1 protein-coding gene (only partly in view) is annotated in these 15,324 nt (G+C 55.4%); it reads left to right on the top strand.

Annotated elements, in window-relative coordinates:
- A protein-coding gene (locus Pla100_RS13610) for a LamG-like jellyroll fold domain-containing protein (protein ID WP_197167921.1) crosses the window boundary here: on the top strand, positions 1–15,324 show its 5' portion. It continues 14,712 nt past the right edge of the window; the window shows 15,324 of its 30,036 coding nt (coding positions 1–15,324); its start codon is at positions 1–3; its stop codon lies beyond the right edge, outside the window.

Genomic DNA, 15,324 nt, shown 5'->3' on the forward strand with positions numbered 1-15,324 from the left:
TTGTTGGCCGCGGAAATTGGCCTGGAACCGATCGTGTTTGTGCCCGGGTTCGGGGGAACGTTCGCTGCCGATGAATCTCCGTCGGGCGTCGAAAACTGGCTGACGCATCGCGGTTTGCCTCCCGATCAGTTGCAACTCGAGCCGATCGGGAACGTTTACTACGACATCGTGGAGACCCTCAAGAACGTCGGATATGTGGAGAACCAGACTCTTTTCGTCGTGACATGGGACTGGCGTTTGCCGGTTGGGCCCGCCGATTCGACCATCAACGGCACCCTCGACACGGTGACGGTCGCTGGAATCACGGACAATGTATATGAGACCGGTCTGGATTATCTTGGTAAAACGTTGGCCCAGGCTGCAGCGGCCAACCCCGGCAAGAAAGTCGATGTTTTATCGCACAGCACCGGCGGTTTGGTTACCCGCAGCTACATTCAAAGTCCCGCTTATGGGCAGGGGGGATTGCCGCTGATCGACGACCTCCTGATGGTCGGTGTGCCCAATGAAGGGACGGTTGAAACCTGGAATTTGCTCAACGACGATTTCTCCGGTAAGCCTGCCTCGCGGATTCTCGGCCAGATCGTCGGCCTGGGGTATGACCTGTTGCAAAACGGGACCACGATTCAAGGTCCCGATTCGACCTTGATTACCGACGACATTAGCGATCCCGACATTGACCGGAAAGAGTTCAGTCGTCGCTATGTCGGTGCGGCCAAACAACTCTCAGCGACTTACCCGGCGTTTGATTTCGATGGCGATGGCAGTTTCGAAACCATCAGCACCAGTGATCCAATTGCCAATGACTTGTTGCTCGATCTGAATGCTCTGCCAGACCAGAACAGCTACATCGACAAAACCACGACGACGACGATCGTCTTCGCCACCGACGCGGACACGGTCGATCAAGTGATCCAGCAAACCGGACCGATCGATTCGTTTTTCGGTTTTCGGACGGATGAAGTCTTGCCGTTTGGAGACTATATCGGCCATCGTCCTGAGACCGGCCAAACGTGGTTCGAGGAGACGGAATCTGGTCGTGGCGGAGACGGTACCGTGGCTACGATCTCCTCGTTGGATCCGTTCCTTGGTGATTCTCGAATCGGTTCGAAGCTGAATCTGGTCGAAATTCGCAAGCAAGATGCCGGTGGCAAACCGGTTTTGCATACCGATCTGCTGGTCAACGAGTTTGCCCAGACGCAGGTGCTCACGACACTGGGCGTGACGGGATTCACTTCTGAGAACATCTCCCGAGATCGAGTTCGCAGCTCGGCGGGATCGGCGGCCAAGGCGGTCAGCCTCGGCATCGTTCAATCGGGAGACGCGTTCAGCGAAGCAACGTCGCGACTTTCGAGTCTGGTTACCAATTCACTGGCCACTGGTTTGATCCAGGTCGAACAGGCCATCGATTTGGAGAACGTCGTACTCGAATTGTTGACCGGGGATTCTGACCAGCTTTTCGCTGGCCTGTCCGACACGCTAGTCGACATCGAACTGGGCGCTCCGCTGCAGGATCAAATCCTTTCGATTCTTGCCTCGCTTGACGCGGGCGCGACGCGGATAAGTCAAAGTGGTGTTCTGAATCAAAAAATTCCTGGAGTTGATCGCAGCCTCAACGAGTTGCTCCGCGATGGCGACGACAACCAAACGAGCTGGACCGATTTGCTAATGCTGGAACAGGCAGCCGGCAACTACTTTGCTTCGTTCGATGCGTCCAGCGAAAGGTTCGATCCTGATACCGTTGAAAGTGAGCCGACGGCATCCGGATTGCGTGATGCGATTGACGAGCAGTTGCAAAAGGTTGGCTTGACCGCCGAGGATGGAACATCTTTGATCAACGTTCGCGGTGGCTTTGACCTAGCGACAAATAAGCTGCGATTCGATCTTGTGGTCGACGCTAACTTGCCAAAACGATTCGATCTGAGTTTCGACTCGCTGGGTCAGCAGTGGACTTCATTAGAGATTGACTTCAACGCCGCGGCCAAAGCGGAAGTGGCGACACGTGTTGATCTCGCCTTGTCATTCGGTGTCCAAATGGACTCGACGATCGGCGTTGCACCGTTCTTTAATCTCGACCGATTCGATATCGCAGCTTCGATTGACGGTAAGGATTCAACGATTGGATTTGAGCTCGGTCCGATCGAAGGGGAAATGACTGCGGAACAACTGTTGGTCGGCGCTGGAGTGTCGATTGCGATTCCCGCCGGCGCAGCGTCGCTGAGTGATCGAATTCGCATCTCTCCCGCCGTCTCACCGCTCGATCTCGATTTTGCCTTCACGGGAAGCCTGTTCGGTACCGGCGCCGACGTCGCGCTTCCCAATATCCAAGTGCACGATACGGATTTATTCGATAGCATCCCGCCGACGTTCGATGTCGATTTGAATCAATTTTCGTTTGATTTGTCTGGGGAAGCGTTCGTCAACGCGCTGCTGGACTTGGCCGATTGGTTCGATGAAGCTGCGTTTGAAGGCGAACTCGGTTCGAGCAAGATTCCGTTGATTAACAAGTCGCTCAGCGAACTCCTTTCGTCGACGCCCGAGCCGCGAGAATTCGCAGGTCCGGAGGTCTTGGACATCACTGCACCGATTGTTGATGAAGAGTTCCAGCGTTTCACAGCAACGCTCGACACCAAGGGGCTCGGTGCGACGTCGTTAGGCATTCGTTCGGGAAGTCCGGCGAAGTTTCTCACAACGACCGGCGATCGATTCGGCGGGACGGTTGAGCGTGTCGAAGGCGATCAGGTGACGATTCAATATGCGGCCGGTCGAACCGATATACCTAACCTGTCCAGCCCGTCGTTGACGTTCCAGGTCGGCGGTTCGATGGGCGATCATTTGCGCGCGGCGCTTGTGAACTTCAACGATCCGACGACAGCGGTGCCGTCGATCGGGCGACTGCTCAACGAGTTGGCGGTCCCGTTGGGAATCGATTTCGGGTCGGTGACTTTTGATAATAAGACATTGACGCTCACGCCACAATTCTCTCCATCGCCGCTGGCTTATGAAACCAAGCTTGATTTTGGCGATAAGATCGCGGGACTTGGATTCGAAGCGTCCGGTAATTTCTTGGTCGTGGCCGAGCCAACGATTCGGCTGCCCTTGAAGATCAAGTTGGGGCCAGGCATCGAGGATGACCAACGGATTGTCCTCGTCGATGATGCTGACCCAGAAATCTCAATCAAACTGACCGCACAGTTGGACGACCCGCAAGCGCGTGCGTCGCTCGGTTTTCTCAGCGTTGTTATGTCGGAAGATGCAACGCAATCGTCGAACGATGGGATTCGTCTGGAGACAACGTTGGCGATCGACATCGATCATCCCAACGATGCACCGGACGTCAACGCAGAACTTACCATCAGCGACATCCTTGACGATTTGCCAGGGTCGATCGATCCCGGTTTTTCAGGTCTGTTGGATATCGATGGTATCGTCATTCGCCCTGAGTTTGCCGGCGTGACCATTCCTGGTCAGATCGATATCTTCACGACTTCCATCGGCACCGCCCGCGGCGAAGCAAGGTTTACCAACTTCACACAGTTGGGGAATCTGTTCGCGAACAACATTCAAGCTCAGGTCAGCAATGATTTTGCCAGCTTTGATTCATTGACCCCTGATGCAGTCGTGACGATGTTTCTGCAACTCGGAAACTCGTTGCAGCAGATCGTCGGCGAACTCGATGTGCCAGAAGGAATTCCGTTTGTCAGCGATGCGATCAGCGAGGTGGTTCGATTTGTCGATACGACGGGAGACTTTGCTCGCAAGTTGTATTTCAATGCGTCATTGCTCGGCGATAGCGACATCAGTGTCACCAATGGCGTGCTCAGCGGTGACGCGATGTTCATGGTCCGCGTCGAAGGCGGCACGCCGCATTTCATCACGATTGCGGCATCGAGTACGGCCGACAACACCACAATTGATGATCTTTACGAGGATATCAATGCCGCCTTCACTGTAGCCGGTCTCGGTGGCTTTCTGATCGCAGAACGCCAACCGCAAGAGTCCGAGAATGCCAATCGTTTGGCGATTCGCACCGCTGACCCGACCGTCGGCACGTCGATGGCCGTCAGCACGGTTGCGGTAACGGCGAACGGCGCGACGTCGATCCAATTGCCCGCTGATTTGACGATCGAGTTTTCTTTAAACGGTGCCGATCGAACGACGTTTGCAATTCCCGCCGCTTCGACCACGTCGAATGTTACTGCGGAGGACATGGTCGCTTCGATCAACGCAGCGATCGAAACGAGCGATCTCAAAGGTAAATTGCTTGCAGTGTTAGTCGGTTCGACGCTTCGGTTCGCAGCGATCGATAATACCGTCGAGAGTCTTGAGGTTTTTGGTGCCAGTTCGCTCGGGTTTTTCGATGGCCAAGCTGCTGATGCTAATGTCGCACGAGACGAATTGGGCTTGTCGACAGGTCAACTTGCCGAGGCTCAGTTTCGCGCCAGCACGATTCAGGATTTGGTCAGCACGCTCAACGAGATCATTGACCAGCAGTTCAATGGCCAACCGTTTACCGCTTCACTCGGATATCAAGATACCCCGGTGCGCCGCGTCACATTTAATCTTGCGTTTGGCAGTGAGTTCACTCGCTCCATCGACCTGAACTTCGATCAAGGACTCGATGTCGGATTTGCTGAATTGGGTATCGCCGGCGGCGGAACAGGAACGTTTACCGCGACCGCGGGTGCGGAACTCGTCGCGGGCTTCGATTTGGATCGTCCGGGTTCCGGGCAAACGATCAGTGACGCGACGCTATTGACCAGTCTGGATGGTGGCCGCGGCATGGCGGTGAAGGTCGGATTGGTGGGAAATGCGGTGGCCTCCAGCGGTCGCAATTCACCCGCCACCGATTTGACGCTGTCGGTGGATGTGAGCTTACGAGCCGGCGGCACACCGAAACGCGTCTCGATCTTGGTGCCGCAGGCAGAAGTCGAGGACAACACCAGCCTGAACGATTTGGCAGGCGATCTCAATCGCCGTCTTCGAAGTTTCAATTACGCAAAATTTGGTTTACCGCCGGTCAGCAACGGACTTGCCCCGCTGGAAATCCAAGTGATTGACGGCAAATTGTCGTTGGTTGCAACCGACCGAAGCATTAATGGCTTGAACATTAGGCCGGGAACGGACACATTCCTCGGTTTCCAAGTTGGACAACTGAGTACCACGCCCGATCTGGTCGTTTCACTGCGGGACGGAAAGCGTTTCAACGTTAACCTGGACTTCGCCACGACACTGCTGCAAGTCAAACAAGCGATCACCTCGGCGGCCACTGCCGCTGGCGCAGCGGCCCCCACAATCACCTATGTTGGCGACCAAATCAAAATCGTCGATAACTCACCGCAGGTCGATGACAATCGCTTCAAGGTCATGGCGTTCTCGGACGACAACGGTCTCAGTCCCGCCGGTTCGGTGCTGAGAATCCTCAAGACGATTCAGCCAACCGATGAAGTGGCCGAAACGCCAGAAATCGAATTCAACGCCGGCGACACGTTGCTGGGCGACCCTCTGTTCGCGGGTGATGTCCTCGACCAGTTCTTTGTCAGCACGTCGGGCAGCAAGGTCTTTGCCGAAGTTTCGATCGACGCCAGCAACATTGACTTAATCGCATCGCTGGGGATTCTCGATCTCGGGATCGTCGACGGTTCAGGCAACTTGACGATCAGCGCCGGAGTGATTTTGGTTGATGTCGATAATCCTGATACGCCGGTCGACGAAAGTCTGGACGGACTGCTGCGTCTGAGCGACTTCTTTGTCGGATCAATCAGCGACAAACTGTTGCCGGAATTCACCTATGGCGGAGCAATCGACCTGCCGATTGATGGATCATTGTTAGCCTTTTTGCCGGCAGAGTTTCAACCGGGTGGGGCCAACGAATTGCGTATCGGCGTGTCGCTGGAGGGAACACAAACACAGTTAAAACCCGAAGTGAACTTTGAGGTTCCCAACTTGGAAGCCGCTTTGGGGTCGTTCCGAGATTTCTCTCTTGAAGATCTGGCTCGCGTTATTCAACAAGTCGTTGACATGCTGCAGAGCCAGGATATCGCGGGACTCAACACTCCGATTCCCGTTGTTAACAAAACGCCCAATGACATTCTGAATGTCGTCGATTCACTGGCCGCGGCCGCTGAGAGGTTGTTGGCGGGGCCCGACCTCGCGCTGCTAACGGAACAGGTTGGTTCACTCGGGGAACTGTTCGACCGACTGGGCGCGACTCCGACCCAGTCTCAGACGCTCGTCGATCAATTGAATGAGCTCCGCGCTGCGGTCAATGCCGACCATCTGTTTACGATTGGGCTGAATACCGGAAGCGGGGAAAAGTCAACCGTCGATCTGGATGCCAATGCGTCCGCGAAAGAAGTCGAAGATGCACTCGTTGCGGCATTAGGTGCGGGATTCATCGGCAAAGTGACCGGCCGTCGCGGCGGACCGTACACGATCACTTTTGACACGACGAAAGGCAACGTTCAGCCGCTGTCCGGACGCAGCATCACGGGACTTACTGTTCAAACGAAAACGACTACCGAAGGTGGTGGTTCAACAGCGGAAGTTCAAGAACTCAGCTTCCTGAGAACGGGCAAGCTGAACGCGACGTTGGTTCAATTGCGAAAGACTGTCGATGCACTTCCCGTCGATGTTCCCGGACGAACGGAACTGCTGGCCAAAGTCGACGAGATCCAAGACTCAGTCGTTTCAGGAAACAATCTCGGCAAGATCATCGGTGACGCGATCAAGTCGGAACTCGGTTTGTCCGATGATGCGTTCACGTTGCAATTGGACTTTGTCGATGCCGATGCCAACACGCCCGGTTTCCAAGCTGCGGCAATCGTCAAGCTGAACATCGACAAATCGGTTACGGAAACGGTCGGTTTTGATTTCAATCTTCCCGATTTCGGTCCGATCACCGTTTCCAGCGGCGGCGACATCGACTTTACCGTCGGTGGCGAACTGAATCTTGATTTTGGCTTTCGCTTCGATACGTTCACTCCCTATCTGTTAGACACAACCTCGTTGGTTCTGACCGCAGGCATTGATTCGTCGGTCAGCGTCGAAGCGGGCATCGGTGGCATCAAAGGCGGGCTGACGGGGAATCTGAAATTGCACAAGAGTGTGACAGAAAACCTCGGCACAGGACCAAGAACTTATACGCTGTCACAGACTCCAATCGACGCGCTAGTCGTTGTGTTCGATGGCACCAAAGTTTTAAAAGAAGGCGTCGATTTCACGCTCAATGGACGCAGTCTCGACGTGACGCAAACCACTTCGTCGAGCTCGCCGGTGCAAGTCCAGTATGCGACGACGACCGATGCGGCGACGATTTCAGTCAGTGTTGATCCGGGACTTGCACCGAATGATCAAAACACGATCGGCGGCATTCCCTTTACTCAGTTGTTTTCCAGCTCGCTGGCGAATTCTTTCGATCTTCAGGCCGATGGAGTCGTGATCGCATCGCTCGATGCAAACTTGCCGATTTTAGGAACGGTCGACAACGCGATTACTGCGGCGTTGAGTCTGGACCATCCCGGTTCACCTCAGTTTAACTTCGACGGCATTACCGACTTCTTCGAGAATCCACCGGCCGGTTTTGGGCTCGGTCAGATCAGTCTTGACGACATTATTTCCGGAACCCGAACGGTGCTCGATACGGTCGAGAGTGGATTGAAGTCGGACTTGCTGGAGAAGCTACCCTTGATTGGCGATGGCGTTGATCTAAGCCAAAGCTTTATCGGCGACATCCGTTCGCTCGTTGATGAAATGGAAGCATTGATCAATTCCGGTCAAGGAGCGATCAATGCGGTTGTCGATTCGCTCAAGCAAGTGATCTTCAATGAACTGGGGCCCTCCGGTGCAGGAATCCTTGTGCTAAACCCGCTGTTCAGCGACGATCCGAATGTTGCCAATGACGCCGAACGAGCCGACTTCCGCGACGTGGAAATCATTGTCGGACGATCGATCCATCATCCCGACGGAACGATCACGGCCGATCCGACACCGATCGCGCAGATTCCGGTCAGCGAGTTGGAAGTGTTAATCAACTTGCATCTTGTCGGTAGCGATTCAATCGATGTCGATTTTGATCTGGGACTCGACGCGTTTGTTTTTGAAATCGAGACGTCCGGCGGCGTGCAGCTCGACTGGGACTACGATTTCAATCTAGGCATTGGCGTCAGTTTGAAGGATGGGTTCTTCTTTCAACTCGATGAGAATGTGGTCTATGACAACGGAACATTGTCCAGCGATCCGAACATTGACATTGGTCTGCCTACGGATGCCGGAGGCAAACCCGAAATCAATCTCAATGCCGAAGTCAGTCTGAAGCCTGGCACATCGCTGACCGGTGAGCTGTTCTTCTTGAACTTGACTGCCCAGAGCAATCCGCTTGAGGTAGTCGACCTCAACGGCGACGGGCGGATCAGTAAGGGAACGGGTTTTTCGGGCAGCATTTTCATTGATATCGATAATCCCGATGGGGATCTCAAGAATCGATTGACGTTCCGTGAATTGGTGGGAACTCCCGTCAAGGAATTGTTTAACGCGGGGATCAGCACCGAAGCGTTTGTCGATCTGAATCTGAAGGCGGACACTGATTTGGCGGGACTGCCGGAGTTGACCGCCGACCTCACGCTCGATTGGGCGATCGGACTGACGGTTCGGGACGGGTTGGTCGGTGGCGGATTACCGGATGTCGCTATTCGCGACGTGACGCTCGATATTGGCAGCATGTTTGAAACGACACTGGTGCCGTTGATTCAGAAGTTCAACGAGAACGTCGGTTCGCTGAAGCCACTGATTAACTTTCTTGCCTCGCCCGTACCTGGACTGAACGATCTTTCCGAGCTGGTGTCGGGACCGAAGATCACGTTTTTGACACTGGGCATTCTCGGCACAGGCGTCAATGAGAATTCGATCAAAGCCGCTAAGATCGCTAATCAGGTTGTCGGCATGTTGAACGAGATCTTTGAACTGGCCGACTCGATCGAAGCGCTGCGTGCGGATGCCAACGGCATCAAGATCAACTTCGGTACTTTCCATGTGTCGGGTGGCGGGAAAGATTTGACCGACCCTGATACGGATCTGTCTGTTGATCCTGGCATGCTCGATACGACATTGGCACCGGGAACCGATGGCGGGCTTTCACCCGATGTGCTCGATCAAACCGCCAACTCAAGCGAAGCCGGAGCCAGCAAGACAAAGTCGGCGCTGAGTCGATTGACCGGTGCGGCGGACAGTGCGGGCAAAGGCGGTTTCGGCATCAAGATTCCGTTGCTGTCCGATCCATCGAATATCTTCAAACTGTTCACCGGCGAGAAAGCGGACATCATCCAGTGGGAAATTCCAACACTCGAACTGAACGTGCCGTTCAAGATGGAACTGGGGCCGATTCCCTTTGAACCGAGTCCGTTGTACGTGACCTTCGGTGCCGCGTTGGATGCGTATATCGATCTGTCGGTCGGTTTCGATACCCGCGGCATTGCCAAGACCGGTAACTTCATCGACGGGTTGTATTTCGGTGACTTGGCCGATGTGACCAGCGGCGACGACATCGACGAATTCCGATTGGGCCTCGAAGCCACCGTCGGTGCGGCGATTAAGAAAGGCCCGTTCAGCGCCGGAATCGAAGGAGGACTGCGAGCCGATATCGGGCTCAATTGGAACGATCTCGATGGTGACGGCAAGCTTTACCTCGATGAGATCGCCGATCTGTTTGAACTGCGTCCCGAAGGCGGTGGAGGATTTCCGGGCGTTTGTGTCTTTGACGCACACGGCGAATTCACCGCGTTCTTGCGTGCTTACCTGAAGATTCCGTTGAAGACTTTCAATATTGATATCGCCGACATCGAGTTGTTCAGCTTCAATCATCATTGTGCTGCACCCGGAGTCGCGGAACTGGGAACGGCCGATTCGGATATCGCGGAAGGGTCACTTCTATTGTTCGCGGGGGAACACGTCGACAATCGTGGGTCGCTCTATGGTGACGATGTCAATGAAGAGTTCTCCGTGCGACAGTTCGTTGATGCGGACAATCAAGATGTCGTTGAAGTCACGTTCCACTTTACCAATCGTGATGGCGATCCCGACTCCGTCGTGCGATTATACACCGGGGTGACGGAGATTTATTTCAGTGGCGGGGATGGCGACGACAAGATCACGCTCGATCCGAGCGTGACCGTTCCCGCAATCCTGATCGGTGGGGCCGGCAACGATGTGCTGATCGGCGGCAGTGGCGATGACATCATCAACGCCGGCACGGGCAACGACCGCATGGAAGGCGGCAATGGAAATGATCGATACGTCTTCGCCGATGACTGGGGCCAAGACATCGTTGTCGAAGCCGAAGGTGGGCCGGATCTTAACGACATCTTCGACTTCAGTTCGGTTACACAGTCGCTGAACGTGGCCTACGGTAGCATCGCCGTTACCAGTGGAAGCAATCGCGTCGACGGTGGTAAGAACGAAGCCGGGCAAACCGTCCGCACCGAAGGGATCGAACACTTCATCGCGGGCAGCGGCAGCGATACGTTGACCGTGGGCCAGATCATTGGCTCGGCGGCAAGCAACCGTTGGAATCTTACCGGTATCGGTCAGGGCCAGATCAACGAACTATTTCGATTCAGCGGCTTTGAGAATCTGGTCGGTGGTGCCCAGGATGATTTGTTTTCGATCGACGAGGCTGACGGTGTGACGGGTACGATCGATGGCAACGGGGGAACCGATACGCTCGACTACTCCACGTTTGGGACATCGAGGGTTGTCACCGTCAATCGTCAAACGAACACGGCACCCAATCTCGGTTCATTTGCGGGTATCGATCGCATCCTGGGCGGTCGTAGTTCCGATGATGTGCTGATCGGTCGAAATGTCGTTGCGACTTGGGAAATTACCGGTGCTGATGCGGGAATGATCACCGATGTCGGTTCGGCGAGTCCCGTTACATTCCAAGACTTCGAGAACATCATCGGTGGCGATGCGAACGATCTCATTGACCTGTCGCCGGTGAACGTCGATTTGAGCGTCGACGTCACGGGAATCAACATCGGAACGATTTCTGCCGCGACGAAACTGATCGACTTCGCAGCCATCGAAAGTGTCACGACGGGCTCAGGCAATGACACGTTTGTGATGACGTCAGGTTCGGCTTTGACCGGCACGACCGACGGCGGATCCGGTGACCGCGACCATTTGGATTACTCGGCTTTTACCAACGGCTTAACGGTCAACTTGATGACCGGCGTGAATCAAGTCGGGTTGGTAGCGGGGATCGAAGATGTCACAGGTTCATTCGCGTCGGATAACATCACGGGCAATAATTCCGATAATCGACTGATCGGCGGTGGCGGCGCCGATACGCTCGACGGGAAGAATGGCGACAACGTGCTCGTTGGCAACTCTGCCACTATCGAGGCGATCAACGGTGTGATCGTGTCGCTTCGCGATGACGATGAGTTCAGTAGCGACAACGTCATCACCGCCGGCGATGGGAATAATCTTGTCCTCGGTGGCAGCGGTGATGATCGCATCACCGTCGGTTCCGGAAACAATTTTATCGGGGGCGACTTGGTACTGATGACGTTGTCCGGTGGACAGGTCGTGACGATGCAAAGTCTGCAAGGCAATGATGCGGGTAACGACACGATCAAAATGGGAGGTGGCAATAACGTCGTCGTAGCTGGCATCGGTGATGACGAGGTCACGGTAACGAACCTGACGTTGACCGGGCGAAACATCATCCTCGGCGATCGTGGCATGATTCAATTCGTCAACGGACTTCCTACACGCGGCGAAAGCTTTGTTTCAGCACGCAGCGGTGAAGACACGATCACGACCGGTGGTGGGGCCGATGTGGTTATTGCCGGTGGCGGCGGTGACGCGATTCACGCAGGAAACGGAAACAACTTCGTGTTGGGAGACGATGGCGCGATCAGCTTCCTTGCCGGTGTCGCGACTTCGGCGACCTTGAATCTTACCGGGTTTGACGGAAACGACCACGTTACCACCGGCGATGGACGCGACATCCTCTTTACCGGCAACGGCGATAACACGGTATTCGCTGGTGCTGGTAACGATGACGTACTCGGTGGCAGCGGGATCGACATTTTACATGGTGAAGCGGGCGACGATTTCCTCGTCGGTATGCTGGGGGATGACGAGCTCGATGGTGGCGTGGGCAACGATGTGATGTTTGGAGGGTTGCCCGTTGGTTTGCGTAGTAACTATCGCTTCGGGACCAGCGACTTTACGTTGCCGCCCATGTTCGCCGAAATCGAAGCAGCCTTTCCTGCCGATTACCTGCCCGCGTTCTTGATCACTCCGGCGATTGTGGATGGTCTGTCGATCGACGGGACTGCGGGAGATGGGCGTGACATCCTGCGCGGCGGTGATGACAACGATGTCATGTTCGGTGGAGCCGATTCCGACCAACTTTTTGGCGGCGCGGGCTTTGACTATTTAGACGCGGGCGCCGGGAACGATCTCGTTGTTGAAGGCGGCGACAACGACGATGTGATTCGCGGCGGTTTCGGTGACGATGTGCTCCGCGGCGGCGCCGGAATCGATTATCTCTACGGTGACGCAGGTGATGACAAACTGTTCGGAGAAGCAGGAACGGGCGCTCGTCAGGCCGGCCAGCGACTCTTTGGCGGCGATGGTCGCGACGAACTTTTCGCCTTTGCACCGACCGGCAATCTCGCGACCGAAACGCAACTCGTTGGCGATCAATTATTCGGCGGTTCCGGCGGCGACTTCCTGTTCGGCAACATTCGCAAAGAAGTTCTTTCAGGCGATGGCGGCAATGACTTTATAATCGGCGATGGCCGCATCGGCCTCGATTACCTCGAACATACGAACGCCGACATCAGCGGTGCCGATGACCTAATCCTCGGTGGCAGCGGCGAAGATCAATTGTTCGGCGGCGGAGGAAACGATGAAATCTGGGGTGGTGCCGGGACCGATTACATTGATGGCCAAGCGGGCAGCAACGAGATGTTCGGCGGCGGAGGCATCGATCTGTTTGTGCTCTGGACTGGCGTCGGCAGCAACATCAACTCCAACACGATCGATGGTCACTTAGGCAACGATCCTCGCGAACCCGAAAACAATCGGACTGAGGACGATAACGCGACCGACATTTTGGTAATCGATGGCACATCGGGACAGGATACGATTCTGATCGGTCAGCGTAACGGCCAAGCAGCCGCGTTGTATAACGGTAACGTGATTCCAATCAACATGATCAGCCCCAGCGGTGACCTGTTGATTGAGCAGTTCCGCACTGCGGGTCTGGCGGGGAACGACACGATCGGGTTCTATACCGACGAAGCCATTCACAGCGGCACGCTTTCGGGCGTCGATGTCCCCACCGGGTTCCTGCCACTTGATCTTGCCGCACTCGGCAAGCGATCCACCGATTTTGTTGGAGTCTTTGATGGCAACAGCGGCAATGACCTGCTAATCGGCGGCGCGGGACGGGATCGACTCGACGGCGGTGGCGGCAGTGATGATTTGTTCGGCTTTGGCGGCGATGATCGCTTGTGGGGCGATAGCGGCAATGGCTTTGGGTTCGATCATGACAGGCTATTCGCAGGTCAAGGCAACGATGACTTGATCGGCGGACAAGGAACCAATGATCTCTATGCGTGGAGCTTTGATCCGACGCTCGGTGGCAGTCCATTCGGTGTCTTTGTCGATGATGACGGTAACTCTGTCGCGGACAATCCAGACGGTTCACTCGTTCAAGAGACCACCGGGCTGAATCGCATGTTGGGCGGCATGCGAGCCGATCGTCTGTTCGGAGGGACGACCGTCGACTTCATGTACGGCAACGGCGGCGACGACGAACTGATTCGCGCCGACGGGACCTTATTTGAAAATTCCGATGGCGGCGTCGCGGGTGACGAGTGGAAAGAATACGCTCGCGAGTCGGATCAAGTTTGGTATATCGGCGGCACCAATGCGGCCGATCAGATCAACGTCGACTTTGTCACCGAACCAGGCTTACTAGCCGATCATCATCTGATCACACGCTTAACGAACAACAACGGCAACTTCAGCTTCGCGGCACAAGTTCGTTTGGACTTTGGTGCGATCGATGGCGAAGGCAATCCGGTTTGGAATGCCAGCGACTTGCAGTTCACGCTCGATCAATTGCTCAGCGAAACGGATCCTGTGGCGCGCGGCGAGACGCTCTCCGAAGTCGCCGCGGATGCAACTGCCGAAGCGTCCGAATCGGAATTGATCGCCAGCCTGTTGCCGCCCGAAGGGGATTTCCTGGTGATCCTGATTGACGCACTCGGTGGCAATGACACCATATCCGTGGGCCCAACCGTCCAAAAGACAGTTTGGATCGATGCAGGTGACGGAGACGATCTCGTTACGGTTCAAAGCGGCAATGCGATCCTGGTCGATCGTGCGGAAAGCTCGCCGGGAACCTCGGGACTAAAATCGCGAAACGATGCGCCGGCACAGGCGTTCCCACTCACCTCACGAGATAAGGAAGGCGTCCTGGTTGACTCGCTAGAGAGAGCGGTCACCGGCGGCGTCACTTTCAGTGGGCTGACGATCGACAATCCGAACGATGTCGATTACTTCGCGTTTCGACCGAATGATGCTGTGCAGATGGTCGCAAACTTCCGAAATGACTTTCAATCTGTTACCCCGAAAGCAGGCTGGCAATATTTGTGGAATGCACCTGCTGGTTGGACGGTCGGCGGTTCGTCCGGTACGAGCGGCAGCAATCGGATCGGCAATCCGGCCAACTACTCGCCGATGGCATGGGCCGGATCTACTTACACACCCGATGGCGACAATAACAGTCAAACGAATCTTCCTGCCGCGTTCGCAAGAGTTACCTCGCTCGGTGGCAATCCTGGCGGCGGTTCGTCGCAGTATGGTTCCGGCGCCGATCGCTACACGATTTACGCGTACACCGTCGCCGAAGCCGGTCACTATTCGATCACCGACAGCTTCGTAAACAGGACCGCTGGAAGGCGTGCGCTGGACGTGGTTGTGCATGTCAACGGCAATGCACCGCTCATCGATGAATTCCAAACCACAAATAACATGTCGTTCGATACAGATCTGGGTTTCCTTCACGCTGGAGACACGGTTTATGTTGCCGTTGGACCGCGTGGCAGCGACTCTCAAGATGCGTTCACTCTTGATTTTAGCATCGAACAAACAGGGCTGATCCAACTGGCCAGCGGTTCGCCGATCGATCGTCTCGGTCTGGCGATCTTCGAGCAAGGTGCGGACGTTACAGAACCTCTCAATCGACTCAATGCCAACACGTTTGCGACCACCGGCCAAACCAGCAGCATCACGCTGGCTGGATTG

The organism is Neorhodopirellula pilleata (assembly GCF_007859915.1).
GTDB classification, from domain to species: Bacteria; Planctomycetota; Planctomycetia; order Pirellulales; family Pirellulaceae; genus Rhodopirellula; species Rhodopirellula pilleata.